The organism is Geotalea sp. SG265, assembly GCF_022808985.1.
Taxonomy (GTDB): Bacteria; Desulfobacterota; Desulfuromonadia; order Geobacterales; family Geobacteraceae; genus Geotalea.
In genome coordinates, this window is sequence record NZ_JAKZFT010000012.1 from 52722 (window position 1) to 79357 (window position 26636).

The following is a 26636-nucleotide window of genomic DNA, read 5'->3' on the forward strand; positions in this document are numbered from 1 at the left end:
TATGAAACAGTTGAAAAAATCCCTTTTCCTGGTGCTGGGATTATTACTTGGCCTGAATGGTTGTACCACCATGGCCCCGAAATACACCCAGCCCGCCGCGCCGGTGCCCAATGCCTGGCCTGCCGGCCCTGCCTACAAAACGGAAGCGGCTAAGCCTGGGCAGAAGCCTCTGGCCGAAATTCCGTGGCAGGAATTTTTCGTCGATCCACAGCTACAGAAGCTGATTGCACTTTCCCTGGACAACAACCGCGACCTGCGCGTTGCTGTGCTCAATATGGAGCGGTTCCAGGCCCAGTACCAGATCAGGCGCGCCGACCTCTTTCCCAGTGTGGATGCCAGTGCAGGAGCCGCCTATCAGCGGGTTCCCGAGGATCTCTCCGCCACCGGCCAGGCGAAGACCATTCACCAATACGACGTCGGGCTGGGAGTCAGCTCATATGAACTCGACCTCTTCGGTCGGGTGCGAAGCCTGAAGGATCAGGCCCTCGAACAGTATCTGGCCACGGAGCAGGCCAGGCGCAGCGTACAGATCACCCTCGTATCCCAGGTGGCTACCGCCTATCTGACCCTGGCATCGGACCTGGAGCGACTGCAGCTGGCCAAGGACACCTTGGCCAACCAGCAGGAATCCTACAAGCTGACCAAGAGCCGTTTCGATTCCGGTGTCTCCTCGGCCTTGGATCTGCAACAGGCCCAGACCAGCGTCGATGCTGCACGGGTGGATATCGCCCGTTACACTGCTCTGATAGCCCAGGACCAAAACGCCCTGAGCCTGGTGGTCGGAGCATCGGTGCCGGCGGACCTGCTGCCCCAGTCTCTTTCCGAAAATCTCACTGCCTTGAAGGACGTGGCTCCCGGCCTGCCCTCAGATGTTCTCCTCAACCGACCGGACATCCTCCAGGCCGAATTCCTGCTCAAAGGAGCCAATGCCAACATCGGTGCAGCGCGGGCAGCTTTCTTCCCCCGCATTACCCTGACCTCCAGCGTCGGTTTCGGCAGCGATGAGTTGGCCGGGCTCTTCACGGGGGGAAATTTCACCTGGAGTTTTGCACCGCGGATCTCCGTGCCGATCTTCGAGGGTGGACGCAATCGTGCCAACCTGAAAGTGGCGGAAGTGGACCGGGATATCGCCGTGGCCCAGTATGAAAAGGCCATCCAGATCGCCTTCCGCGAAGTGGCAGACGCCCTTGCCCAGCGTGGAACCATCGATGAGCAGGTGGCGGCACAACAGTCCCTTACCGATGCCACTGCCGAAAGTTTCCGCCTTTCCCAGGCCCGTTACGAAAGAGGGGTCGACAGCTACCTGAATGTCCTCGATTCGCAGCGTTCTCTGTATGCGGCCCAACAGAACCTGATCAGCGCCCGGTTGATAAGGCTCAGCAACATGGTTGCCCTTTACAAGGTATTGGGAGGCGGGAGCAGATAGGATAATACAGCTTGCCGAAACAAAATGGTCCGTCGGAGATATTCCGACGGACCATTTTTGTTTCAGGAGCGCTTATTCGGTGAAAATTCGCCTTGACAGTTAAAATAGAGTTAGTTTAATATTAAATTATATCGAAGAATTAAAAGGATCCCCATGCAGAAAAAAAACAATTCCTCTTTTCGTGCCTTGAATACCTATACCAAGCTAATGCGGGCTGCAGAATCAGTTACCGTTCGAGTCAACCGCTTTATGTCGGCTGCGGACCTGACCATCAGTCAGTTTGGTGTTCTTGAGGCATTGTATCACAAGGGTCCGCTGTGTCAGCGTGACCTGGCAGCAAAGATTCTGAAAAGCACCGGCAATATCACCATGGTCATTGATAACCTGGAAAAGCGCCACCTTGTCAGGCGGGAGCGGGATACCGAAGACAGACGCTATCTGACAGTTCATTTAACGGATGGAGGGGAAAAACTGATCGCCCAGGTCTTTACTGCAGTAGAAGCAGCTATCGTCAAAGAAATGTCGGAATTGACCGAAAAGGAACAGGAACAACTGGGGGTGCTGTGTAAAAAGCTCGGTTTAAAAGAAGGGGCAAGTAGCAAGGGAAGAGAAAATTTGTCAAAGTAGTCTAATTTAAAACAGCATGAACTTAAAGCCAAGGTGGCAATATAGTAGGACAATTGATAGCGGCAAAGACACAAAAAGGGGTGGCTGATTAGCCATCCCTTTTTGTTTTCAGAGCTGATTCGTAAGGAAGGGATCACCCTTCCTTTTTCCCTTCGTCATCTTTGCGAGGTTTGATTTCTATTTCGTCCTTGCCTTCGGACGCGCGCTTGAAGTTCTTGATGCTTTTGCCCAATGCGCTGCCGATCTCCGGCAGTTTGCCCGCTCCGAATATGACCATGACTATTACCAGGATGACAATGAGTTCCGGCATGCCGAATCCAAACATAAATCCTCCATATATGCGCAAAATTTCTGCAAGTATTGCATTGCATCGGCAAAAAATCAAGCTATTACCTGCTTTGTGGCCTCGCCTGTCGCGAAACGAAATTAATTGCACATTAATTTTGAGATCGGTATATTAATTGACAGTAAAAAAAGAGGGCAAGCACGTGAAAATGATTTTGCTGGTTGAGGATAACCCCGATGACGAGGCTTTGACTTTGCGGGCGCTGCAGAAGGCCGCCGCGAGCCATGAGATAGTCATTGCCCATGATGGGGTCGAGGCCCTTGATATAGCCTTTGGACGCGGACCTGCCGCGGGTATCCATGGGCATGTCAAGCCGCAACTGATACTGTTGGACCTGAAGCTCCCCAAGGTGGACGGCCTGGAGGTGCTGCGCCAGTTGCGGGCAAATCCGGAAACGAGGACCATCCCTATTGTCGTATTCACCTCCTCTTCTGAGGAGCAGGATATCATGCGCAGTTATGGCCTGGGAGCGAACAGTTATATCCGCAAACCGGTGGAGTTCAGACAGTTCTGCGAGGCGCTCCGCCAGATCAGCAGTTATTGGCTATCCCTATGTCAACTGCCGCCCCGCGCGATCTGCTCTTCCGGGCAAAATCTCTGAACCTCACTTCCTGCCGTCCCCCCCGCTATGCAAAACCCCATCGACCATGATACTATGCTTGTATGGATTTCAAGCTCAGCAGTGATTACCAACCCCGGGGAGATCAGCCCCAGGCCATAGACGAACTTTCCCAGGGGGTCCTTCGCGGCGATCGCGACCAGGTGCTTCTGGGGGTCACCGGTTCCGGCAAGACCTTTACCATGGCCAACATCATCGCCAACGTCAACCGGCCGGCGCTGATTCTGGCTCCCAACAAAACCCTGGCTGCCCAGCTCTACGGTGAGTTCAAGGAACTCTTCCCCGAAAATGCCGTTGAGTATTTCGTTTCCTACTACGACTATTACCAGCCCGAGGCCTATCTTCCCACCACCGACACCTTCATAGAAAAAGATTCGTCCATCAACGACGAGATCGACAAGATGCGCCATTCCGCAACCCGTTCGCTGCTTACCCGGCGGGACGTCATCATAGTCGCTTCGGTTTCCTGCATCTACGGCATCGGTTCGCCGGCATCTTACCAGGAGATGCATATCTTCTTCCACCAGGGGGACGAGGTACCCCGGGACGAGTTCCTGAAGAAGCTGGTCGGCATCCAGTACGAACGGAACGACGTGGATTTCCACCGCGGCACCTTCCGGGTGCGCGGCGACATCGTCGAGGTCTTTCCGGCACATGACGATGAGCGGGCGCTACGTATCGAGTTCTTTGGCGATACGGTGGATGCCGTTTCGGAGATCGATCCCCTGCGCGGCCAGGTTATCCAGAAGTTGGCAAAATGCGCCATCTACCCGGCATCACATTACGTGGCTAACAAGGAGACTTTGGACCGGGCCATCGAGCAGATCCGCCTGGAACTTGAGGAGCGAATCCGCTTTTTCCGAGAGCAGAACATGCTGCTGGAAGCACAGCGGATCGAGCAGCGGACCTTTTTCGACATCGAGATGATGGAGGAGATGGGCTTCTGCCAGGGGATCGAGAATTATTCCCGCCATTTCGACGGCCGGGGCGCCGGTGAGCCCCCCTATACCCTGCTCGACTATTTCCCCCGGGACTTCGTCCTCTTCATCGACGAATCCCACATCACGGTTTCACAGGTGGGGGGGATGTACCGGGGAGACCGCAGCCGCAAGGAAACCCTGGTCAACTACGGCTTTCGTCTGCCCTCTGCCCTTGACAACCGGCCCCTCAACTTTCAGGAATTTACACGGAAGCTGAATCAGGCCGTCTATGTCTCGGCGACACCGGCTGAATACGAGCTGAAGCAGGCGGGTGGCGTGGTGGTGGAGCAGGTCATCAGGCCGACGGGACTTCTGGACCCGCAGGTGGAGGTGCGCCCCGCCTCCGGCCAGGTGGACGACCTGCTCCATGAAGTGCGGCTCACGGTCGAAAAAGGCGAGCGGGTCCTGGTGACGACGCTGACCAAACGGATGGCCGAGGAGCTGACCGATTACTACCGGGAGTTAGGGGTCAGGGTTCGCTATCTCCATTCGGACATCGACACCATTCAGCGGATGCAGATCATCCGTGATCTCAGGCTCGGGGAATTCGACGTGCTGGTGGGAATCAACCTGCTCCGGGAGGGGCTGGACATCCCCGAGGTCTCCCTGGTGGCGATCCTCGATGCGGACAAGGAGGGTTTTCTCCGCTCGGAACGTTCCCTGATCCAGACCTGCGGCCGAGCCGCCCGCAACCTCTCGGGCCGGGTCATCATGTATGCCGATAACGTTACCGGTTCCATGCAGGCCTGCATCGACATCACTTCGCGGCGGCGGCAGATTCAGCAGGAGTATAACCGGGAGCACAACATCACCCCCCAAAGTGTGCGGAAGCAGATACGGAACATTCTCGAATCGGTGGAGGAGCATGACTATGTTACGGTGCCGCTGGCAGCCGAACCCTTGGAGGAATACGTGGCGGCCAAGGATGTTCCGAAGCTGGTGAAGAAGCTGCGCAAGGAAATGCTGGCGGCGGCCAGGGAGCTTGATTTCGAAAAGGCGGCGGCACTGCGGGACCGGGTCAGGAAGCTTGAGGACCAGTCTCTGAAGCTCGGTTAAGGCTAATCGACTCCTTCGCTGTGGTCTTGGGAGGGTTTTTTTCTGCGTTTCCGGCGCCGCCGGCGCTTTTGCCGGGGCTCCCCTTCCTGCTGGATTTCCGGTTGTGGTTCCAGCCGGAATTTTTCCCACCAATTCACGATCTTGGCATCTTCACCGGTGACGTTTGCCATAAAGCGCAAATAGGCCAGTGCTTCGGCAAAGCCATGGCGGGTGGCGAAGGTTTCGGGGTGGCGCCCGGGAATCTTGCGCAGCCGGTATTGGCTGGTCAGGATGTCGCGCATGAGGATGGCGACCCGGTTGGGAAATTGCACAGTAGGGGAGACTTCTCCCATGAATTCGGCGACAGCCGCATTGACCGCAGGATGGGCGGGCAGCCCCTCCTTGCGAAAGCGATCCGCCTTTTCCTGCAGGTACTGGCCGAACATCAGGGCAAAAAGCAGCGGCGGCTGCACTTTTTCTCCATTCTGCAGCAGGACGTCCACGTGGTCCAGTGCCTTGCCCACCCAGGTATGGGGGAAGCCGTCGCTCTCCCGGTCGAGCCACCGGCTGAAATGGGGGAAGAGGGCGGCAAAAATACCGCTTTGCCGCAGAAGCTGGTAAGTCCGCTCAGCCGCTCCCAGCAGGAGCAATTTGAGAACTTCTTCGTAGAGTCGCGGGGGAGAGGCCTTGGTGACCGTGGCACCCAGTTCGAGAATGGTGTGCCAGGTGGTGCCTTCGATGCTGAAGCCGAGCATGGCGGCAAAGCGCACGGCTCGGATCATCCTTACAGGGTCTTCGACGAAGCGTACTGCCGGGTCGCCGATGGTTCTGATCACCCCCCGCTGCAGATCCTCCAGCCCTCCCACATAATCGATGAGGGAAAAATCGCTGATATTATAGGCCAGGGCATTGACGGTGAAATCTCTCCTGACGGCATCTTCCTCAGGGGTGCCGAAGATGTTGTCCCGCAGGACCATGCCGTCCTCACTTTTCAGCAGGCGCGGCACATCGCTGGTCGAAGTGCGTCCCTCCGGCTGGTCCATGGACAGCGATTCATCGGCAGGCATATCATCAAGCCGTGCAGAACGGAACGTGGCCACTTCGACAATCTCGTCGTGGAAATGCAGGTGGGCGAGCCGAAAACGCCTGCCGATCAGGCGGCAGTTGCGGAACATTTTCTTGATTTGCACTGGTGTTGCATTGGTGACAATATCGAAATCCTTCGGTTCCCTTCCCAGCAATAGGTCGCGCACTCCTCCTCCGACAAGGTAGGCAGTAAAGCCGTTGTCTTTGAGGCGGTAGAGGACTCTGACAGCGTTGGGACTAAGGGAACGGCGAGAAATGGTGTGGTCTGCACGGGGAATTATCAGCGGCTTGAGTGGTTCCATATGGCTAGTACCCTACCACATCTGGCCGAGAAAGGCAAAGCGCCAGGAAAAGGTGATTATTTGACTTTGGTCATATGCTGTCCACACCTGCAGCCGGTATGATGGGGGCCATGAAACAGTTCACGGAAAAGCAGAAGAAGGACCTGAAGGTTCTGGTAACATTCGTCGATATTTACTGCCGTGCCAGGCACGGCGAAAAGAGGAATGGACCGGGTCTCACCCCATTACCGGCGGAACCCGGCCTGATTTTTAAAAAGGATATTCATCTTTGCGGCGAGTGTGCCTCCCTTGTTGCCCATGCGCTGGACAAGCGGCGCCGATGCCCGCTCGACCCGAAACCATCCTGCAAGAAGTGCCCGATCCATTGCTACAGCAAGGAATACCGGGCCAGAATCAGGGAAGTCATGGCCTTTTCCGGCAGGCGGATGATCATGCGCGGCAGGCTCGACCTGTTGTGGCACTACCTATTCTAGAAGGAGACAGAATGATCAGAAAAATTGTACAGATAGACCGTGAGAAATGCAACGGCTGCGGACTCTGTGTCCCTGCCTGTGCCGAAGGGGCGATACGGATTATCGACGGCAAGGCTGTCCTGTCGGCGGACAATCTTTGCGACGGGCTGGGTGCCTGCCTGGGTGACTGCCCCCAGCATGCCATAGCCATCATCGAACGAGAGGCGGAGGAATTCGATGAGGCCGCAGTGGAAAAACACCTGAAGAAGGCTGTGGAAAAGCAGGCAATTGCCCAGACCCATGGCGGTCATCACGGGGGCTGCCCAGGCTCACGCGCCATGTCATTTGCCCCTTCCCCTGCAAAGGGCTCCGGCGATACCGTGGAACGTGCACCCAGCCAGCTTCGCCAGTGGCCGGTACAGCTGAACCTGGTCCCGACGACGGCCCCATATTTTCAGGATGCGGACCTCCTTATCACTGCGGATTGCGTCCCCTTCGCCTACGCAGAGTATCACCGGGATTTTCTAGCCGGCAAAGCCGTGGTGGTGGGCTGTCCGAAGCTGGACGACAACCAGCATTACCGGGACAAGCTTACCGAGCTCTTCACCATGTCCGCAATCCGGTCCATTACGGTATTGCGCATGGAGGTTCCCTGTTGCGGCGGCATCGTCATGGCGGCCCGCCAGGCTTTGGCAGCCTCGGGCAAGGACATTCCTTTCAAAGAGGTTACCATCGGCATTCGCGGGCAGGTGTTGGAGCCTTAATCGGGAATTAGACATTGGGGTGATGGGGCCGGGCCTAAGTTTAGGCTCGGCTTTTTTTCTAAGAAAACCAGTAGGTTTGCTAAAAGGATAAAAAGGATTGTTTTTGTCTTTTTTTGCATTGACAACGGGGGGCGGCGCTGGTATTTTTCAGACAGATTCAATTGATTGCCATACAAAAGGAGAAAACCATGAGCATTTGCACGCTGGTTACCCAGGATGCCCCTGACTTTACCGCTGAGGCAGTTATGCCCGACAACACCTTTGCCGAAATCAAGCTGTCGGCCTATCACGGCAAGTATGTCATTCTCTTTTTCTACCCGCTCGATTTCACTTTTGTCTGCCCCTCGGAAATACTTGCCTTTAATAAGCGGTTACCTGACTTCAAGGGGAAAAACTGCGAGGTGATCGGCGTATCGGTCGATTCCAAGTACACCCACCTGGCTTGGAAAAATACACCTCTGGAGAATGGAGGGATCGGTAAAATTCAATACCCTCTGGTTCAGGATCTGAACAAGTCCATCGCCCGGTCCTACGGAATCCTCTTCAACGATTCGGTTGCCCTGCGCGGTCTGTTTCTCATCGATCCTAACGGTAAGGTGCGCCACGCGGTGATCAACGATTTGCCTCTGGGGCGCAGCGTCAACGAGGCCCTGCGTATGGTCGGTGCTTTGCAGTTTGTGGAAACCCACGGTGATGAGGTGTGCCCAGCCAACTGGCAGGAAGGAGATGAAGCAATGACGGCATCGAGCGAAGGGGTTGCTGCATACCTGGCAAAGCATGGCTGAGAAGGCGGATATGGGCACCACAACCGCGGCGCGGAAATCTATTTTCCGCGCCGTTCTGCATTCTGCCTGGAAATGCTGACCTTGCCAGTGGGGGGTATTTATGTTAAAAGGATAAAATCTGCAAGCATAATGATGGGAAAAGGAGCATCGCCATGCGTATCGTTGTTGCAGGTTTACCGCTTTTACTGCTCTTTGTTTTCACTGTACCTTCCTTCGCCCAGGAGGCGCAGCAACCCGAAGCCATCGCCGAAAAAATGTCCTTCAAGCTGGTGCGAGGACTCACCAATGTGGTGACCGGGGTGGTGGAGATCCCGAAACAGTCCTACCTGACCGTACGTGATCGGGGGAAGATCGGCTATGTGGTGGGACCGATCAAAGGGGGGGCGATGGCCTTGTATCGGACACTGCTGGGTGCGGTGGAGACCGTATTTTTCATGGTGCCACAGCCGGGATATTACGACCCGATGGTAAATCCTGAATATGTCTGGCAAGGTTGGGAAAAACGGCCGGAACTGGTTGTCATCAAAGAGACCGAACCTGTGGAAGAGGGAGAATGAGCATGCCACAAAGGGGAAGCTTCCTTATTGCAGCGACGGTTTTGATCTGGCTCCTTGCGGTAACTGCCCCTCCGGCCGGAGCCGATGATTACCGGACGGTTGAGAATGCCGGCCCCCAGGAAGTGGTTGATGCCATGGCAAGCAAGGCCGCGCGCGGCTTGGCCAATACGGCGACAGGATGGGGCGAGTTTCCCAAGCAGATCTATTTGACTGCCAAGGACGACGGCATTGCCAAGGGGCTGCTTGTCGGTCCGCTTAAGGGCGTGGGAATGACACTGGTGAGAACGGCATCGGGCCTTCTGGAGACGGTTACTTTTTTTATTCCGTATCCTGGCTTTTACGACCCGTACTTCGACCCGGCTTACGTCTGGCAGAAGGAGTAGCCAGGCCGAAGGGACCGGCGGGCTCAACAGTCAACGCTGCATTCAGTAATAAAAAAAGCCGCATCCCGAAGGATGCGGCTTTTCAATTTCCTTAAAGGGAAATTACTTTGCAGCAGGAGCAGCAGGAGCAGCCGCAGGTGCTTCTTCTTTCTTCTCAGCAGCTTTCTTAGCAGCTTTTTTCTTCTTAGCAGCTTTCTTCTTAGCAGGTTTTTTAACTTCTTTCACTTCGCCAGCAGCAGGAGCGGCAGCAGCAGGAGCTTCGGTTTTTGCAGGCTCAGCAGCGAAAACAACGCCAGCGAAAGCAACGGCAACGAGTGCAGCAACAACAGAGGACAGAACTTTTTTCATGGTGATTCTCCTTTGAAGATATAAGATGTTTTTACCTATAGCAGGGAGCATGCCAAATTTTTCAGCTGGTCTAACCTGTTGAAAACACAGTGGCTTGTTGCATTTGCCTTCAGGGGTGGCAAAATGTTAACCCGAAATAGTCAGAAGTATGCCTTATTTGGGGTATGTGGTGCGGTTAATCTGTCCTCTCTGGATATCCCTTGCAAGGTATTGAATAAATTTGATATTATGCGTGCCGGTCGTGGCGGCAAGCTTCCGCCATGACCATTTATGTTTATGAGGCAAGACATGGACAAATGCTTGCCTGGAGGATTTTTGCAGAGAGATTTCTTGCTTTCGGTTGAAAAACCTGCCCGTTACATGGGTGGTGAAATGGGGGCCGTTACCCGACCCGACGCAGAGGTCAGGTTCGTCCTTGCTTTTCCGGATGTCTATGAAGTGGGAATGAGCCATCTGGGGCTGCGCATTCTTTACAATATCCTCAATGGGGAGCCGTGGGTAGCTGCTGAGCGGGTTTATGCACCCTGGCCCGATATGGAGGAGCATCTCAGGTCCGACGACATTCCCCTTGCTACCCTCGAGACGGCGACCCCCCTTTGCAACACGGACATCATCGGTTTTACCCTGCAGTACGAACTTTCCTACAGTAATATCCTCAACATGCTTGAGTTGGCAGGCATTCCCCTGCTTGCTTCCGCACGGGGGGCAAAATTTCCCCTGATCCTCGGTGGCGGGCCCTGCGCCTGCAACCCCGAGCCACTGGCCGACTTTTTTGACGCTTTTCTCCTTGGAGACGGAGAGGATGCTGTTCTTGAGATCGCAGCAACGTACCGCCAATGGAAGCATGGCGGTGGCACCAAGGATGAGCTGCTCCATCGGCTGTCGCTGATCGATGGCGTCTATATTCCCTCCTTTTTTTCGGTTTCCCATGCCCCGGATGGGCGTGTGGCAACCATCACCTCTCTGAAGCCAGGCTATGAGAGGGTGCGGAGGCGAATTGCTCCCGATCTCAATGCCCTGCCCTCTCCCACTGTTCCGGTAGTGCCTTTCCTGAAGACGGTGCACGACCGGGTCAGCATGGAAATCGCCCGGGGCTGTACCCGGGGGTGCCGTTTCTGTCAGGCCGGCTACATCTATCGCCCCTTGCGGGAGCGGACTCCGGCCCAGGTCATGGAAAAAATCGAAGAGACCCTGCGCAACACGGGTTACGACGAAATATCGCTCCTTGCCCTTTCCGCCGGCGATTACAGCTGTCTTACTCCATTGCTCCAGGGGCTGATGCACCGTTACGCCGAGGAGCGGATTGCCGTTTCGCTGCCATCACTCCGGGTGGGAAGCCTGACGCCGGAGATGGTGGCAGAGATCAACAAGGTGCGAAAGACCGGGTTCACCCTTGCACCGGAAGCGGGAAGCGACAGGCTGCGCCAGGTGATCAACAAGGGAATCACCGAGGCCGATCTGCTGGAGACCGCATCGCAGGTCTATGGCGCCGGCTGGCGGCTGATCAAGCTCTACTTCATGATCGGCCTGCCGACGGAGACCATGGAGGATGTCTTGAGGATCGCCGAACTGGCCCGGCAAGTGAAATTCCAGGGTAAGCGCTCCGGCAACGGCGGCGAGGTCAATGTGGCCGTCAGCAGCTTCGTTCCCAAGGCAAATACCCCCTTCCAGTGGGAGCCCCAGATCAGCTACGAAGAGATCCTGGATAAGCAGCAGTTCCTGCGCCAGGAGTTGAAGAAGCGCAAGCTCAACCTCAAGTGGCACGATGCTCCGTTGACGGTCATGGAAGGGGTCTTTGCCCGGGGGGACCGGCGACTGGGGAAGGTCCTGCTGGAGGCACGGCGCCTTGGTTGCCGTTTCGACGGCTGGGGGGAACACTTCAGTTTTGCCCGCTGGCAGCAAGCATTTGCCGCTGCAGGGATCGATCCCCTTTTCTATCATCGCAGGCGGGAACTGGATGAGATACTCCCATGGGACCACCTGGACAGCGGCGTCAGCAGGAAATTTCTGCTGGCCGAGCGAGAGAAGGCGCTGGGTGGCATCTATACCCCCGACTGCCGTCATGGCGCGTGTTCCGGCTGCGGAGTCTGCGACTTTGAGGAGATCCGCATGCGCCTTAACGATCCAACGTCCGCCGTCGCCGCCGGAGAGGGAGCGAGGCCGATCGAGACCGCCGATGTGGAACGAATCAGGCTTCGCTTTCAGAAGGTGGGCCGGATGCGGTTTCTCAGCCATCTGGAGATGCTCAATCTTTTCATCAGGGCGGTGGGAAGGGCGCGTATCCCGATCCGCTATTCCCAAGGTTTCCATCCCCACCCGAAATTTTCCTTTGCCACGGCCCTTTCGGTGGGGGTCGAATCGTGGGCTGAATATATGGACATGGAAGTGGATGCGGGCTTTGGCGCTGAGCGGCTCATGGAAGCATTGAACCAGGTCCTGCCGGAAGGGGTGCGGGTCATGGAATCGCAGCTCATCCCGTTGAAGAGTGATTCCCTATCGGTTATCATTACAGGGACCCGCTACCGGGTCCGCTTTCCTGCCGGCGCCGTCCATAGGCTTCCGCAGCTGACGGACCGCTTCCTTGCCCTGGATTCCTTTCCCCATCGCCGGGAAAAAAAGGGCAAGCTGGTGGAGTTCGACCTGCGGCACGAGTTGATAAACCTCTCGGCAACGACGGACGAAGTGGTCATGGATATCCGTCGCGGTAAGCCCATGGAATATGTGGCCGCCATAACCGGTCAGTTGCCGGAACAGCTTAACCGGGCAACCATAGAAAAGCTTGAGGTGCTGTTCACCTGATCGTTTCCTTGATGAACGAAATTACTTTTCAACTTTTATATAAATAGGTCCTTAAATTCAAAAGTAAACGAGGTTATCATGGGAAATGAGCTGGTCATCAATACCACCTCCCACGAAACCCGCATCGCCCTCATCGAGAACGGCACTATTGCCGAACTTTATATTGAGCGCAGCAGGGTCAAGGGGATCGTGGGCAATATCTACAAAGGGCGTGTGATCCGCGTTCTGCCCGGCATGCAGGCCGCTTTTGTGGACATCGGTCTGGAGAAGGCGGCATTCCTCTATGTTGCGGATGTCTTTGACGCCATGGACGAATACGACGCCTTCATGGAAGGCAATGGCAAGAAGGATGAGCCTGTGGAGGGGGAGGAGCCGGTACTGCATCCTCTCCATCCCATTGAAGAGCTTCTGCAGGAAGGGCAGGAACTCCTGGTGCAGATATCCAAGGAGCCGATCGGTACCAAGGGTGCACGCATCACCGCCCACATTTCCCTCCCCGGCAGGCACCTGGTTTATATGCCGACCGTGGATCACGTGGGCATCTCTCGCCGTATCGAGGATGAGGCGGAGCGGGAGCGGCTGAAGGAGATCATCGACCGGATCAAACCTCCCGGGGGGGGCTTCATCGTCCGTACCGTATCCGAAGGTAAAAGTGAAGAGGATTTGGTCTCAGACCTGAACTACCTGATCAAGCTCTGGGACGAGGTGGTCAAACGCAAGGAGAAGGCCAACGCCCCTTGCCTGATCCATTCCGATCTGGATGTGACCCAGAAGGTGGTGCGGGATATTCTCACCGAGTCGGTGGAGCGGATTATCGTCGACTCAAAGCCGGAGCACGACAAGATAGTCCAGTTCATCAGCACCTTCATGCCGAAGATGAAGTATTCCATCGAACTATATGACGAAGAGGAGCCTATTTTCGACCATTTCGGGCTGGAAGTGGAGATCAGCCGGGCGCTGGGGCGCAAGGTCTGGCTCAAGTCCGGGGGCTACATCATCATTGAGCAGACCGAGGCGCTCACCGCCATCGACGTCAACACCGGGCGTTTCGTCGGCAAGCACAACCTGGAAGACACCATCCTCAAGACGAATCTGGAGGCGGTGAAGGAGATCGCTTACCAGTTGCGGCTGCGTAACCTGGGGGGTATCATCATCATCGACTTCATCGACATGGAGCGGGAGGTGAACCGGGAAAAGGTCTTTACCGCCCTGGAAGAGGCGGTCAAGAGCGATAAATCCAAGACCAACATCCTCAAGATTTCCGAACTGGGACTGGTGGAGATGACGAGAAAGCGGGTCCGGGAAAGCATCGGTCGGATGATGTGCGAGCCTTGCCCTTACTGCGAGGGGAGGGGCTACGTCAAGTCCAAGACCACCGTCTGTCATGAGATATTCCGGGAGCTGCGCCGGGAGATGCTGGAAATCCGCGGCAGCAAGATTACCCTCACCGTCCACCCGCAGGTGGCGGACCTGCTCTATGACGAGGAGCGGCGCGGTCTGGAGGAACTGGAAAAGAACTTCAAGAAGCGCATAACGGTGAGGGCGAAGCCGGGGTTTCATCAGGAGCAATTCGAAATTGCCATCTCTTAGGAAGCGCCGCTTTTTGCCAATATCTTCGTTGCCCGTCAGGGTTCCTTGTGCGACGTGGCGCCTTGATCTTGACTAAAAATCGACGCTTCCGGAAAACCTAAGAAGGATAAAAAATGATTGGAACACCTTTAAAAAAATCGGCAACAAAAATCATGATGCTCGGGTCGGGGGAGCTGGGCAAGGAAGTGGTCATCGAGGCCCAGCGGCTGGGGGTGGAAGTGATCGCCGTGGACCGCTATGCCGATGCACCGGCCATGCAGGTGGCTCATCGCAGCCACGTCATCAACATGCTAGACCGGGACGAACTGGCCCGGGTCATTCGCCAGGAACGCCCTCATTTCATAGTTCCTGAGATCGAGGCAATTAATACTCCTTTTCTGCTGGAGTTGGAGAAGGAAGGATTTACGGTCATTCCCACCGCCCGTGCGGCCAACCTGACCATGAACCGGGAGGGGATCAGGAGACTCGCAGCCGAAGAGCTGCGGCTGCCGACGGCCCAGTACCTCTTTGCCTCGTCTATGGATGAATTCAGCGCCTGCGTGGAAAAAATCGGCCTTCCATGCGTGGTGAAGCCGATCATGAGCTCCTCCGGTAAAGGACAGAGCGTGGTGCGGGATGCGGTCGAACTGGAGAAGGCCTGGACCTATGCCATTGAAGGGGCGCGGGGAGCTTCGGACAAGGTCATTGTCGAGGAATTCATCCCCTTTGATTACGAGATCACGCTCTTGACGGTGCGTTACAACGGCGGCACCCGCTTTTGCCCACCCATCGGCCATGTGCAGATCAAGGGGGACTACCACGAGTCGTGGCAGCCCATGCCCATGACTCCCCAGGTGTTGGCAGAGGCGGAGCGTCAGGCCAAGGCGGTCACCGATGCCCTTGGAGGGTACGGCATCTTCGGTGTCGAACTCTTCATCAAGGGGGACCGGGTCTGGTTCAGCGAGGTTTCGCCCCGTCCCCACGATACGGGCATGGTAACCATGGTCTCCCAGAACATGTCCGAGTTCGAGCTGCACGTGCGGGCCATTCTCGGCCTGCCGGTGCCGGAGATCGTCAATCTTGCCCCGGCAGCGTCCCATGTTATCCTGGCTGAAGATGCGGCAGCGGAGGTGGCCTTCGATGGGCTCTCCGAAGCGCTGTCGGTACCGGAGACGAAGATCCGTCTCTTCGGCAAGCCGGACACCCGCCCCGGACGTCGCATGGGGGTTGCTCTCTCCCTTGGTGCGGATACCGATGAGGCGCGCAGCCATGCGGAAGAGGCTGCCCATGCGGTAAAGATAGTGATTGTAACCGGCTGATACATCTCCTCGAAGTGGCAAATTAATTTCGTAAAGTGTTGCTAGGAGGATCTCCATGGTATTTGCTGCCAAAGTTTCAGAAGTGCCCCTGTGGGAAAAGAAGGTGGTCACGGTAGAGGGACGGGAAATCCTGCTGGTCAATGCAAAAGGCACCATCTACGCCTGCGACAACGAGTGTCCCCATCAATGGGCGCCCATGGCGGGTGGGTTGGTCAAAGATGGAGAGCGCATTAGTTGTCCACGCCACGGTTATCACTTCAACCTGAAGACCGGTGCCTGCACGGAATATCCAGAATACACTCTGAAAATTTATCCGACCAAGGTAGAGGGTGAAGATATACTGGTGGAACTCGGTTAACGCTGGCGAAAAAACTCCTTGACTTACTGGACTTTTTTCGTTATCTATGACTGCTCTTTGTAAAAACTTGCGATAAAGGTGGTGAAGTACATGTACGCAGTAGTGAGAACCGGAGGGAAGCAATACAAAGTTTCCGAAGGCGACTTTCTGAAAGTCGAAAAACTTGAGGGTGCGGTAGGCGATACCGTTAATCTCTCTGAAGTCCTGATGGTTGGCGGCGATAAGGTTGCAATCGGAACACCTTTAGTGCCCAGCGCCTCTGTGGTCGGCAAAATCGTCGAGCAGGGCAAAGACAAGAAGATCCTCGTCTTCAAGTCCAAGCGCCGGAAGGATTCCAGGAAACTTAACGGGCACCGTCAACTCAGAACCATCATCAAGATCGAGAAGATCAACGCCTAGGAAATAGATTAAGCGGCGGCTGCAACCGTGGCGCCGTCAGGAGGAGTAGAAAAATGGCACATAAGAAAGGCGTCGGCAGTTCCAGGAACGGCCGCGATTCAGACGGCCAAAGGCTTGGCTGCAAGAAATTTGGCGGCGAGCACGTCAAAGCCGGCAACATCATCTATCGCCAGCACGGCACCAAGATCCACCCTGGCAACAACGTTGGTCTTGGCAAGGACTACACCCTCTTCGCCCTTATCGAGGGCGTGGTGAAGTTCGAGCGGATGGGGCGTGACCGGAAAAAGGTCTCCGTTTACCCCGCCAGCTAAAAGCGCAGTTGATACAAACCTGCAAAAGCCTGGAAACCAGTGGTTCCGGGCTTTTGTTGTTTCTTTGAGGAAAACATGAGTTTCATCGACGAGGTCAAAATACACGTTAAGTCCGGTGACGGCGGCGCGGGCTGCGTTTCCTTCCGCCGAGAGAAATTTATTCCCTACGGGGGACCCGACGGTGGCGACGGGGGCAAGGGGGGGGACGTTATCGTCGAGGCATCCGCCAATCTCTCGACCTTGCTCGACTTGCGCCAGCATCCCCACCAGAAGGCGGGACGCGGCAAAAACGGCATGGGCAAGGATCGGCATGGAGCCTATGGTGATGATCTTCGCTTGCTGTTGCCGGTGGGGACTGTCATCAGGGATGCGGAAACGGATGAGGTCATGGCAGACCTGACCGAGCCGGGGCAATCGCTGGTATTGCTCAAGGGCGGGCGCGGCGGCCAGGGTAATGCCCGTTTTGCCACCGCCACCCATAAGGCACCCAAATTCGCCCAACCGGGGGAACCGGGAGAAGAGCGCTGGTTCAGGCTGGAACTGAAGCTGATGGCCGACGTGGGACTTTTGGGCATGCCCAGTGTCGGCAAGTCTTCCCTCATCACCAAGGTTTCGGCAGCACGGCCGAAGATCGCCGAATACCATTTCACCACACTGAAACCAAACCTCGGCGTCGTTGCCTACAAGAACTATAAGTCCTTTGTCATGGCCGATATTCCCGGTCTTATCGAGGGCGCCCACGAGGGAGCAGGCCTTGGCCACCGCTTCCTAAAGCACCTGGAGCGCACCGGCCATCTGCTCCACATCCTGGATATTTCCTGGATGCCCGACCGGGACCCGCTGCGGGAATACGAGGCGATCAACCGGGAACTGGCCCTTTTCAACCCTGAATTGGCGGAAAAGAAACAGACCATTGTCATCAACAAGATCGATCTGCCGGTGGTCAAGGAGAACCTGCCGAAGGTGCTTCCCTACTTCCAGGAGCGGGGGCTTAAGGTCTTCCCCATTTCCGCGGCAACCGGTGAGGGAATCCCGGCGCTTCTGGACGAAATAGCCCGCAACCTCTGGGGAAGCGTCGAAGAAGAATGGTAAGTTGCTGCTAGCCGCATCCTTTAGGAAAATGGTTTCGGCAGCAGCGGCAGTTGATGTATGATTGATACTTCAGGAAAAATTAGTTCATCGGGAGCTCCAGGACGTTAAGGCAGTCGCGACATCGTCCGTTCGCTCTGTCGCCACAGCTGCAGACCTTGCGGTGTCGCCCGTGTAATGGCGCACGGTGCTTAAAGTGACGGATCATCTTCGCTCAACATGCGGCGGGTTTCCGCTCGCCGCTGTAGCTCGTCGCTCACTCCCGATGCCACGACTGCTGTCCCTGGGATTTCTTAAGAACCAAAAAATTGAGCGGCAATTCTTGATAAAGGAGAAACAGTCATGTTCTATCCCACATTCCGTGCCCGTCGCATCAGAGGCAAAGAAGTCTTCCGCAACATGGTCCGCGAGACCTCCCTCTCCACCAACGATCTGATCTACCCCATGTTTTCCGCCTTCGGCAAAGGGATCAAGAAGGAAATTTCTTCGATGCCGGGCATTTATCAGCAATCAATTGAAAATATCGTCGCCGAAGCCCAGGAGGCCTATGAACTGGGGGTTCCGGCGGTGATCCTCTTCGGCATTCCCGAAACTAAGGATGCAGTGGGAAGCGACGCCTATGCCGAGCATGGCATCATCCAGGAGACAATCCGCGCCCTGAAAAAAGAGGTACCCAAGCTGGCGGTCATCACCGACGTCTGCATGTGCGAGTACACCGACCACGGCCACTGCGGCATCATCAAGGATGGCGACGTGGACAACGACGAAACTCTGGAACTCCTGGCCAAGGAGGCGCTCTCCCATGCCCAGGCCGGTGCCGACATGGTCGCCCCTTCGGACATGATGGACGGTCGGGTCATGGCCATCCGCGAGGCGCTGGATAATAACGGCTACAAGCACATTCCGGTCATGAGCTACGCGGTGAAGTATGCCTCCGGCTACTACGGCCCATTCCGGGAAGCGGCAGAATCCACTCCCCAGTTCGGCGACCGCCGCTCCTATCAAATGGACCCGGCCAATCGCCTGGAGGCGTTCCGCGAGGCCCAGATGGACGTGGAGGAGGGTGCGGACATCATCATGGTCAAACCGGGACTGCCGTATCTGGACGTCGTCAGGGAGATGCGCAATCAGTTCAACCTGCCGGTGGCTGTGTACAACGTTTCCGGCGAATACAGCATGATCAAGGCGGCGGCGCAAATGGGGTGGATCGACGAGGACCGGGTAACTATGGAGACGATGATGTCCTTCAAGCGGGCCGGCGCCGATCTGATCCTTACCTATCACGCCAAGGAAGTGGCCAAACTCCTGCACAAGGGGTATGAAATAGATCGCGCAAGCCGCTGTGGCTGCCCGTAAAAAATGTAAAAGAAGGAACTGAAAAAGCCTGCGAGCACCGCAGGCTTTTTTATTGCCGTCTTCACTAATGGCAGCAGACGGCGGTGGAGGCTTGTCCATTCCGGGGGAGCCGGAGCTGCGGACCTGTTCCAACGCCTTCAATGCCGAAGATATAAGAGTTAATGCTGCTTTTGTCCGCTGAATTCTTAACGGCGAGTGTCCGCTCGCAGCTCAGTCTCACCCTGCATTCCCCAGCCTCCACCGCCTCCGGCCTTATCTGTAGCACTATGGAATCCATCTCTTACGCTCGGATCATCACCAGCAGCATTTTGAAGCTCTCTATCCCCTTCAGTGCATGGGGCTTGTTGGCAGGCATGATGATCATCTGCCCGGCGTTCACCCTGTGCGGTTCCCCTGCTATGGTGATCTCCGCCTCGCCGTCGAGTATCTGGACGAAGGCGTCGAAGGGGGCGGTATGTTCGCTCAGTCCCTGCCCCTCGTCGAAGGCAAAGACCGTGATGGTTCCCACCTGCTTGTCGATCAGGGTCCTGCTGACCACGGTCCCTTCCTGGTAGCCGACCAAATCATTCAAGGTCAGAGCCTTGCCGATCAATCCCTCTCTTTTCTCTCCCATCTCTTTCTCCTCTCGAAAAATTCCCTTTCCTGCTGACTTCAAGCTTAGCCCCAGTGCCATTGAATTCAATTGATGCAGGTCAAGATATGTTATATTTGCATCATGAAACGACGTCTGCCGTTCCGCTACCTTGAGCCCACCTTTTTCGCCGGCCTGCTGGACGACCCTTTGCTGCTGGTCAATGTCCGGCCGTGGGGGAGGGCTCTGCTCTTCGATTGCGGGCAACTTCACCATCTGGCAAAGCGTGTGCTGAGATCCATCAATGCCATTTTCATCAGCCATGCCCATATGGACCACTTCATGGGCATGGATACCTTCATCCGCCACAACCATGTCTCCCCCAGAAGCGTCGACATCTTCGGCCCTCCCGGCATAACCGAGCGGATGGAGTCGAAGCTGCGAAGCTATGACTGGAATCTTTCCGAGCCCTACTGGTGTACCTTTCGCGTCCACGAGATTCATGCCGGCCACTGGGCCACAACGGCCTTTTCCGGTGCCGGCGGCTTCCGGCGTCAACCGCCGCAAAGCCGGCCACTGGAGGGCGAAGCGGTCTATGAAAATCCATGGCTCAAGGTGGAGGCAATTTCGTGCGATCACAAGATCCCCTCACTGATCTTTAAAGTAACGGAGCGGGAATCGTTTGCCATTGACGAGGAAAAAATGGCCGCGGCCGGACTGGTAAAGGGGGAGTGGCTCAGGCAGTTGAAGAAGCATTTTTATGGCAGGGCAGGTGGGGACGGACTGTTAAGGGTGGCGAGGCTACAGGGGGGAGAGATCGTTTCCGAGGAGGTTCACGACCTGGATGGGCTTTATGCTTCCATTCGCCGGAGGCAGCGGCCTGCTTCCATAGGCTATGTAACCGATGTGGGTTTTACCGAAGAAAATCTGGCCCGGATGGAGAGGTTCCTGGGAGGGGTCACGCTGCTGGTCTGCGAGTGCTCCTTCATTGCCGAGGACCGGGACAAGGCACGTGCTTCCTACCACCTCTGCACGGCGGACCTGAACTGCATCATCGAACGTCTCAGGCCCCGCTTTGTTTTACCCATGCACCTATCGAAGGCATATCTGGAGCGGAGTCGGCTTGTATACCGGCAACTGATGGCGCCCCCAGGGGTGACCGTGCTGAAAGTAACGGATCGAGTGACGCCCCGTCCACTTGCGGCCTGGGAGGTTCCTCAGCCGGAGTGGAGCCCTGTTGACAGCCGAGGGTGAAAAAGAAGGAGGCTCCCTTGCCGGGAGCGCTTTCTGCCCAGACCCTGCCGCCGTGCCGCTGGATGATGCGTTGGACGATGGCAAGACCGACACCGTTTCCCGAGAATTCATGCTCGCTGTGCAGTCGCTGGAATGGAATGAATAACTTATCGGCATGGGCCATGCTGAAGCCGGCCCCGTTGTCACGGATATGGAAAACCGTGATATCCTCTTCATCCGTACTGAAAAACTCGATTAGTGCATCGGGGACCTGGGCGGTATATTTCCATGCATTGCCGAAGAGATTCTCAATAACCGAGCGAATCAGCCTCGGGTCCCCCTTAACCGCCATTCCCTCCTTAATTAGGAAGGAGACCTTTCTCTCAGGATGGGTAATGTGCAGTTCGGCGGTGACAACGGTAGCAAGTTCGCTCAGGTTGACCTCTTCGTACTGCAGTTCGCTTTGGCTGATTCTGAAAAAACCGAGCATGGCGTCGATAATCTGTTCCATGCGCCGGCCGCTGCTGATGATAACCTCCACGTATTTCTGCCCCTGTTCGTCGAGCTTTTTCCCCCAGTCGTCGAGCAGGAGTTGGCTATAGCCATAGATGGTGCGCAGCGGCGAGCGCAGGTCGTGGGAAACCGAATAACTGAAGGATACCAGTTCCTGGCAGGCCTCGACGAGCATCTCCGTCCGCTCGGCCACCCGCCGTTCCAGTTCGGAATTCAACCGCAGGATCTCTCTTTCTGCTTCCTTGCGTGCGGAAATGTCGCGTACTGCTTCAATTGCCCCGACAACGGCGCCGCTGCCGTCTTTCAGTGGAGAGACGGTAATCTCCACATGCTTGGCCTGTCCTTCATGCTGGATCAACCGTACGGTGCTGTGTACTTGCAGATCGCGGATCGCCATGGCTGTCGGGCAATCCTGGCAAACCTGGGGCTGTTTTTCGTATGCCCGATGGCAGTATTCGCCCAGATGATCGCCATAAAGCTTCTTATGGATCTGGTTTTGATAGACGATTCTATGGTCGGCATTCTGGATGGTCAAACCGTCGCCGAGGCAGGATAGGATTGCTTCGAGCTTGTTCCGTTCATCCAGAAGATTTTCCGCAACCATCTTCTGCTCGGTGACGTCGGCGACAATGACGTAGAGAATGCTTTCCTGGGGGGCCGGCTGGAGGTGCCATTGTAGCCAGCGCTCGGGGCGGTGGGGTGGCGCGTATTTCTTTTCAAAACAGAGGGGAAATAGCTCACCGTTTTCGGGTATGAAGGAGAGATTGCCATCCTGCCGGGTTTCAAAGCCGAATTCTGTCAGCCGGCGCCCCTTGAGTTCATCGGGAGGTACACCGATAATCTGGCGGGAGGCCGGGCTGGCGAGGATGAAGGTGCCGTCGAAACGGATCAGCCCCAGCAACCCCGGGCTCAGGTTGAAGATGTTCTTTACCATCCGTTCGGCTTCAGCCATGCGTCTGCTGAGGTCTCCCAAGTAAGTCCCCAGAAACAACGGAATGGCCCAGATGTGCAGATTGTGCCGGATTGGGGCGTAGACAGCCACATGCCTTTCATTGCTGATGATATTGAAGATCATCAGGAATTCGTCGAAAAACAGGAAGATGAAGCCACACAGCAGTGCCTTTGAGACCTGTTTGCCCTGGGCTGCGGAAGATATGAAGGCCCCCAGGACGATCCCCATAAAGATGGCTGCAGCAGAGCGGAACGCCATGTCGCCCCAAAATCGGCCGAAAGATATACCTGGGTGGTCGGCCAGGAAGCCAGGCCACTGGAAGGTCGTCAGCAGGTACAACACCAGGGTCGTGAAGGTGCTGAATGCGAGGAAAGGGCGTGAGAAATTCGGAGAGTTCAGCTGGTAGTTGAGAAATGCGTAGCCGATGAAAAGGCCCGAGATCATGGTGGCGGCATGTTCCAGGGGCGGGTAATAGTTGTACATGAAGTCGAAAGGTACCACTTGCCGCCAGGCACCATATTCGGCGGTGAACATCAGCATTTCCCGCGCCATGCCCAGAGTGGAAGCAATGCCGACCCAGAGGTCTTTGCTATTCCTGCTCCTCAGAAATTCCCGGTATGCCACCCCTGCAAGAACGGCCCAGAAGAATGTGGGCAGAAGAAAACGCACGACGACGTTGCCCGGTTCGCCACCCTTTCCTCCGCCGAATTGGGCAAGTATTTCCAGAATTTCGGTCATAGCGGATGTCTCCTTTCAGGCAATGACTGTCGTACGGAAGAGCCGGTGACGTGTATGGGAAAATCAGCCGAGGGTGAAATAAAAAGTCGCTCCACCGTTAACCATGCCTTCTCCCCAGACATCTCCACCGTGCCGTTCGACGATTTGCTTCACTGCGGCGAGGCCGATTCCTGTTCCCTCGAAACTGTCGGATTTGTGAAGGCGCTGGAATGCTTCGAATAGCTTGCCGGCAAAGGCGGAGTCGAATCCGATGCCGTTATCGCCGATGAAAAAGGTTCTGCCTCGATCGAGCTCCATGCAGCCGAACCGGATGATGGCCTCCCGGTTGTTGGCGGTGTACTTCCAGGCATTGTCCAGCAGGTTGAGCAGCGCTTTCCGCAACAATCGCGAATCGCCCCAGGCGGTAAGATCGTCCTCTATAAAAAAGCGGACAACACGTTCAGGGGCCTGCACCTGAAGGTTGTGGGCGATGGCGCGTGCCACGCTGGTCAGGTCCACCTGCTCGCGCCTCATTTCCGTGCGCGACACCATGGACAGGTCGAGAAGATTTTCGATGAGGGTCCCCATGCTGACACTGGAGGAACAGAGGCGGTTCAGGTACGTCCGCCCCTCATCGTCCAGGACAGGGCCGTATTGTTCCAGCAGCAGCTGGCTGTAGGCATTTATGTGCCGCAACGGCGCCCGCAGATCATGGGAGACCGAGTAACAGAACGATTCCAAGGAGCGGTTGGCCCGCTCCAGCATGGAGGCGCGCCGCTCCAGATCGTCGTTCAGGTGCCGAATCTCTGCCTCGATCTCCTTACGGTCGTTGACAAAACGGTTGATGGCATAGAAACCGGAGGCCAGAAGCAGCAGGTAGAGGAGCGTTCCGGCTATGATGGTGATCATAGTGATGCTGTTTTGTCGCTTCCAACAGGAAATCCTTTTTTCCAGCAGCTCCGCTTCTGCCTTTTCCATTCTTTCGGTTACTCTGCGGATATGGTCCATGCTTTCTTTGCCGCTTCCCACAAGGACCATTTGCTGTGCTGTGGCAAAACCGGTGGTCTTGCGCAGTTTGATGGTTTTGTCCAGTTCCGCGAACTTGGCGGCAATGATCGGTTTCAGCTGGTTGAAATACTCCAGTTGCGGCCGGTTTGCGGATATCAGCTGCTCCAGCTTGGCAAGGCTTTCGGCAATGGATGCCTCAGCGGCCAGGTACGGTGCCAGGTATTTTTCGTCCCCCGTAATGATAAAACCGCGTTGGCCGGTCTCGGCATCTTTCATTACCGAAAGGATCGCTTCCAGCTCTTTCTGAACCTCGTAGGAACGCACGATGTCGCGATTGGCATCGAAGAGCCTGAAGGCATTCCGGTAGGAGGTCAGACTGATAATGATCAGGATCATGACAATGGCGGAAAAGAAAAGAGCCATTTTGTTGTGAATGGACCAATGCATCGGTGCCTCGGCTGGAAGTTAAAAAAAACCGCTTCAACCAGCGTCAGCTGGAGGAAAGCGGTTTTACCCAATGTTGCCGATAAGGGATGGAGACCAATTCGCACTCCGGTAGAGAGGATTAAATTTTCTACATCAAAATAGACTCGTGCAATGGGGGTGTCAATACAAAAATGTCGGAGAAAGAAATGGTGTCCATGGCTGCACTGGGCGGAAGTGCGGCTCCTCGAATAGGGCCCCCGGGGCGCCATGACGGTTGTAGTGGAAATCGGGTCGTTTTTTTGCTACAAGGCAGGAATGCAAAACGGATCAGAGAAAAACTCAAGACTGGTATATTCATCGGAGCAGGGGCGGATCTGCCCCGAATGCGGCAAGGCGGTCGGCGGATGCATTTGTCGGAAGAAAGCGCTGAAAGGCCCCGGCGACGGCATCGTCCGAGTCCAGCGGGAAACAAAGGGGCGTGGCGGCAAGACTGTGACAGTTATTACCGGCCTTCCGGGAGATGACAACGCATTGAAAGCAATTTCCGGGGAATTGAAACGCCGTTGCGGCACTGGTGGCACGGTCAAGGATGGGGTCATCGAGATCCAGGGAGACCACCGGGAACTGCTGCTGGCGGAGCTGGAAAAGAAAGGTTACAAGGTCAAGCGGGCAGGTGGGTAACGTTATTCCACCTGGTACGAGGCCCCCTCCAGGGTTACGCGGTCACCGGGCCGCAGTTTCCTGCCGCGCCGCTGCTCCACCTCGCCGTTGACCTCAACCAGCCCCTCGCTGATGATGATCTTGGCCTCCCCTCCCGAAGAAACCGCATTGACTGCCTTCAGAAAACTGTCAAGCTTGATGTATTCCGTATCTATCTTCATTTCATCCTCCATCGGACCGTTGTGTCGCGGGTTGAATTTATCACCTTTTTCTGCTAAAGATGGACAATTATTTTTCAAGGAGATAGCCATGTTTACCACATCAGATTTCAAAAAGGGGCTCGTCATTCAGTTGGATGGAGCCCCCTGCATCATAGTGGACGTCACCTTCCAGTCCCCCTCCGCCCGCGGTGCCAACACCATGGTCAAGACCAAGTACCGCAACCTCATTACCAGTCAGGTGCTGGAGAAGACCTTCCGCTCGGGCGACAAGGTGGACGAGGCCGATTACGAGCGGCACAAGGGGCAGTTCCTTTACGCCGACGGCGACAAGGGGATCTTCATGGACCTGGAGACCTACGATCAGTTCGAGCAGGATCCGGAAGCATTCGAGGCAACGCAACCGTACCTGCTTGAAGGCACCGAAGTGGTCCTGGGGCTATTCGAGGGACGGATGGTAAACGTGGAACTGCCCATGACGGTTGAATTGACCGTAACCGAGACCGCACCGGTGATCAAGAACGCCACCGCCACCGCGGAAACCAAGGACGCCCTGCTGGAGACGGGATTGAAGATAAAGGTCCCCCCCTACCTGGAGACCGGCAACAGGGTGAAGGTCGATACCAGGGATGGCCGCTTCATTTCCAGGGCGTAAAACCGGCACACAGGGAAAAATTTATTGACAAAGAAAGGAATAGCCGCTATAAAGTGGGTTCCTTTTGCCCAGGTAGCTCAGTCGGTAGAGCAGAGGACTGAAAATCCTCGTGTCGGCGGTTCGATTCCGTCCCTGGGCACCAGTTGAAAACAAGAAGGCCTCGCGATACCGACCGCGAGGCCTTTTTCTTTTGTACTTGCGTAATTATTACTTTAATAAGAACTTTACCTGCCATTGCTTCTCCCGGCTCAAAAGCACTTTGCCCCAGCACCCCATCCTCCTTGACTTTAAAACCTCTTCCTGCTACGGTTCCCATCCATCCCAATTCTCTGTAGAAGAGATATATGCCGCAAGTCCTGGTGCGAAAATATCTGTCCCTCTGCCTGGTGGCCGTTGTTGTCATCCTGTCGCTTGGCGACTTATGCCTGGGTTTCCACGCACCGCAATCCACTGCCGGCTTGCATCGGACACAGGGTGATTCTCTCCCCGACCTTGCCGGCGACGACTGCCCATGCTGCCCTGCCGACGACCATTCCCATCCTGACGATTGCCTCTCTTGCGATTGCGCGTGCCATGCGCCGCTGCCGGCACAACCCTTGACCATTGCCTGTCTGCAACTCGTTGCACCTCTGAAATTCCACGAACCTTTCACCTTCTTGCCGGAAGTCTACCTTCCCAAGTTTATCCCCCCTCAGAACCAAGCCTGATCTGCCTTAGCGGCGGCAGTGCGTCCCGACTCCGGGATCCTTATGCCCGCCATCACTGTCGATTTC

General features: G+C 55.9%; 27 protein-coding genes, 1 tRNA gene and 1 pseudogene. 22 read left to right on the forward strand and 7 right to left on the reverse strand.

The features are described from left to right. Position 1 precedes the first annotated feature (1 nt). Both adeC and ML541_RS13830 read left to right on the forward strand, forming a co-directional pair. Positions 2-1426, forward strand: a complete 1425-nt coding sequence (adeC, locus tag ML541_RS13825; protein WP_243373708.1) for an AdeC/AdeK/OprM family multidrug efflux complex outer membrane factor — start codon at positions 2-4, stop codon at positions 1424-1426. 153 nt (positions 1427-1579) lie between these two features. Next, on the forward strand, positions 1580-2053 hold the full coding sequence (locus tag ML541_RS13830) for a MarR family transcriptional regulator (protein ID WP_243373709.1): 474 nt from the start codon (positions 1580-1582) through the stop codon (positions 2051-2053). A 133-nt stretch (positions 2054-2186) separates the two neighbouring features. Here the strand turns inward: ML541_RS13830 and ML541_RS13835 are convergent, their stop codons facing one another. After that, positions 2187-2378: a twin-arginine translocase TatA/TatE family subunit gene (locus ML541_RS13835; RefSeq protein WP_243373711.1), complete on the reverse strand. Its 192-nt coding sequence runs from the start codon at positions 2376-2378 to the stop codon at positions 2187-2189. A 169-nt stretch (positions 2379-2547) separates the two neighbouring features. Between ML541_RS13835 and ML541_RS13840 the strand changes: the two genes are divergently transcribed. Both ML541_RS13840 and uvrB read left to right on the forward strand, forming a co-directional pair. Next, a complete protein-coding gene (locus ML541_RS13840) occupies positions 2548-3000 on the forward strand; it encodes a response regulator (RefSeq protein WP_243373796.1) in 453 nt (150 codons plus the stop codon). A gap of 62 nt (positions 3001-3062) precedes the next feature. After that, on the forward strand, positions 3063-5054 hold the full coding sequence (gene uvrB / locus ML541_RS13845; protein WP_243373712.1) for an excinuclease ABC subunit UvrB: 1992 nt from the start codon (positions 3063-3065) through the stop codon (positions 5052-5054). A 2-nt stretch (positions 5055-5056) separates the two neighbouring features. On the opposite strand, the gene pcnB is transcribed toward uvrB, so the two are convergent. Next, entirely contained in the window at positions 5057-6421 is a 1365-nt protein-coding gene (gene pcnB, locus ML541_RS13850; protein ID WP_243373713.1) for a polynucleotide adenylyltransferase PcnB, read from the reverse strand. A gap of 110 nt (positions 6422-6531) precedes the next feature. On the opposite strand from pcnB, the gene ML541_RS13855 reads away from it, so the two are divergent. The 5 genes from ML541_RS13855 to ML541_RS13875 all read left to right on the forward strand — a co-directional run bounded on the left by ML541_RS13855 (position 6532) and on the right by ML541_RS13875 (position 9362). Then, positions 6532-6894: a nitrous oxide-stimulated promoter family protein gene (locus ML541_RS13855; RefSeq protein ID WP_243373714.1), complete on the forward strand. Its 363-nt coding sequence runs from the start codon at positions 6532-6534 to the stop codon at positions 6892-6894. Between the two features lie 11 nt (positions 6895-6905). Beyond that, positions 6906-7637, forward strand: a complete 732-nt coding sequence (locus tag ML541_RS13860; RefSeq protein WP_243373715.1) for a 4Fe-4S binding protein — start codon at positions 6906-6908, stop codon at positions 7635-7637. A gap of 188 nt (positions 7638-7825) precedes the next feature. Continuing rightward, complete coding sequence (locus ML541_RS13865) at positions 7826-8422, forward strand: peroxiredoxin (RefSeq protein WP_243373716.1); 597 nt, start codon at positions 7826-7828, stop codon at positions 8420-8422. Positions 8423-8574: 152 nt separating this feature from the next. Beyond that, complete coding sequence (locus ML541_RS13870; protein WP_243373717.1) at positions 8575-8979, forward strand: exosortase system-associated protein, TIGR04073 family; 405 nt, start codon at positions 8575-8577, stop codon at positions 8977-8979. A 2-nt stretch (positions 8980-8981) separates the two neighbouring features. Then, the gene (locus ML541_RS13875) at positions 8982-9362 is read left to right on the forward strand and encodes an exosortase system-associated protein, TIGR04073 family (protein ID WP_243373798.1); all 381 of its coding nucleotides are present in this window, start codon (positions 8982-8984) and stop codon (positions 9360-9362) included. Positions 9363-9464: 102 nt separating this feature from the next. Here ML541_RS13875 and ML541_RS13880 read toward each other — a convergent pair whose 3' ends face one another. Next, positions 9465-9710, reverse strand: coding sequence for a hypothetical protein (locus ML541_RS13880; protein WP_243373718.1), 246 nt, complete (start codon positions 9708-9710; stop codon positions 9465-9467). Positions 9711-10025: 315 nt separating this feature from the next. Here ML541_RS13880 and ML541_RS13885 point away from each other — a divergent pair, with 315 nt between their 5' ends. From ML541_RS13885 to hemB, 8 genes are all read left to right on the forward strand, one after another. After that, positions 10026-12509, forward strand: coding sequence for a TIGR03960 family B12-binding radical SAM protein (locus ML541_RS13885; RefSeq protein WP_243373719.1), 2484 nt, complete (start codon positions 10026-10028; stop codon positions 12507-12509). A 78-nt stretch (positions 12510-12587) separates the two neighbouring features. Continuing rightward, positions 12588-14099, forward strand: a complete 1512-nt coding sequence (locus tag ML541_RS13890; protein WP_243373721.1) for an Rne/Rng family ribonuclease — start codon at positions 12588-12590, stop codon at positions 14097-14099. 113 nt (positions 14100-14212) lie between these two features. Beyond that, the gene (gene purT / locus ML541_RS13895; protein ID WP_243373723.1) at positions 14213-15397 is read left to right on the forward strand and encodes a formate-dependent phosphoribosylglycinamide formyltransferase; all 1185 of its coding nucleotides are present in this window, start codon (positions 14213-14215) and stop codon (positions 15395-15397) included. Between the two features lie 55 nt (positions 15398-15452). Further along, positions 15453-15755 (forward strand): Rieske (2Fe-2S) protein, encoded by a 303-nt coding sequence (locus ML541_RS13900; protein WP_243373724.1) that lies wholly within the window; start codon positions 15453-15455, stop codon positions 15753-15755. 90 nt (positions 15756-15845) lie between these two features. After that, entirely contained in the window at positions 15846-16154 is a 309-nt protein-coding gene (gene rplU, locus ML541_RS13905) for a 50S ribosomal protein L21 (RefSeq protein ID WP_243373725.1), read from the forward strand. A 53-nt stretch (positions 16155-16207) separates the two neighbouring features. Then, on the forward strand, positions 16208-16465 hold the full coding sequence (gene rpmA / locus ML541_RS13910) for a 50S ribosomal protein L27 (RefSeq protein ID WP_054698723.1): 258 nt from the start codon (positions 16208-16210) through the stop codon (positions 16463-16465). Positions 16466-16540: 75 nt separating this feature from the next. Continuing rightward, positions 16541-17557: a GTPase ObgE gene (obgE, locus tag ML541_RS13915; RefSeq protein WP_243373726.1), complete on the forward strand. Its 1017-nt coding sequence runs from the start codon at positions 16541-16543 to the stop codon at positions 17555-17557. 339 nt (positions 17558-17896) lie between these two features. Beyond that, the gene (hemB, locus tag ML541_RS13920) at positions 17897-18910 is read left to right on the forward strand and encodes a porphobilinogen synthase (protein ID WP_243373727.1); all 1014 of its coding nucleotides are present in this window, start codon (positions 17897-17899) and stop codon (positions 18908-18910) included. A 280-nt stretch (positions 18911-19190) separates the two neighbouring features. Here hemB and ML541_RS13925 read toward each other — a convergent pair whose 3' ends face one another. Next, positions 19191-19523: a cupin domain-containing protein gene (locus tag ML541_RS13925; RefSeq protein WP_243373728.1), complete on the reverse strand. Its 333-nt coding sequence runs from the start codon at positions 19521-19523 to the stop codon at positions 19191-19193. A 102-nt stretch (positions 19524-19625) separates the two neighbouring features. Here ML541_RS13925 and ML541_RS13930 point away from each other — a divergent pair, with 102 nt between their 5' ends. Next, positions 19626-20735: an MBL fold metallo-hydrolase gene (locus ML541_RS13930; protein ID WP_243373729.1), complete on the forward strand. Its 1110-nt coding sequence runs from the start codon at positions 19626-19628 to the stop codon at positions 20733-20735. 52 nt (positions 20736-20787) lie between these two features. On the opposite strand, the pseudogene ML541_RS18990 reads toward ML541_RS13930, so the two are convergent. After that, positions 20788-22917 (reverse strand): annotated as a pseudogene (locus ML541_RS18990) (PAS domain S-box protein); the annotation flags it as partial. Positions 22918-22980: 63 nt separating this feature from the next. After that, the gene (locus ML541_RS13940) at positions 22981-24351 is read right to left on the reverse strand and encodes a sensor histidine kinase (RefSeq protein WP_243373730.1); all 1371 of its coding nucleotides are present in this window, start codon (positions 24349-24351) and stop codon (positions 22981-22983) included. A gap of 294 nt (positions 24352-24645) precedes the next feature. Between ML541_RS13940 and ML541_RS13945 the strand changes: the two genes are divergently transcribed. Next, positions 24646-25011 (forward strand): translation initiation factor Sui1, encoded by a 366-nt coding sequence (locus ML541_RS13945; protein WP_243373732.1) that lies wholly within the window; start codon positions 24646-24648, stop codon positions 25009-25011. A gap of 2 nt (positions 25012-25013) precedes the next feature. On the opposite strand, the gene yaaA is transcribed toward ML541_RS13945, so the two are convergent. Then, a complete protein-coding gene (gene yaaA / locus ML541_RS13950) occupies positions 25014-25211 on the reverse strand; it encodes a S4 domain-containing protein YaaA (RefSeq protein ID WP_243373734.1) in 198 nt (65 codons plus the stop codon). A gap of 88 nt (positions 25212-25299) precedes the next feature. On the opposite strand from yaaA, the gene ML541_RS13955 reads away from it, so the two are divergent. The 3 genes from ML541_RS13955 to ML541_RS13965 all read left to right on the forward strand — a co-directional run bounded on the left by ML541_RS13955 (position 25300) and on the right by ML541_RS13965 (position 26570). Next, positions 25300-25863, forward strand: a complete 564-nt coding sequence (locus ML541_RS13955; protein ID WP_243373736.1) for an elongation factor P — start codon at positions 25300-25302, stop codon at positions 25861-25863. 66 nt (positions 25864-25929) lie between these two features. Beyond that, a tRNA-Phe gene (locus ML541_RS13960) sits at positions 25930-26005 on the forward strand. A 202-nt stretch (positions 26006-26207) separates the two neighbouring features. After that, positions 26208-26570 carry a hypothetical protein gene (locus ML541_RS13965; RefSeq protein ID WP_243373737.1) on the forward strand — a complete coding sequence of 121 codons (363 nt, stop codon included), beginning with the start codon at positions 26208-26210 and terminating at the stop codon, positions 26568-26570. Positions 26571-26636: the final 66 nt, after the last annotated feature.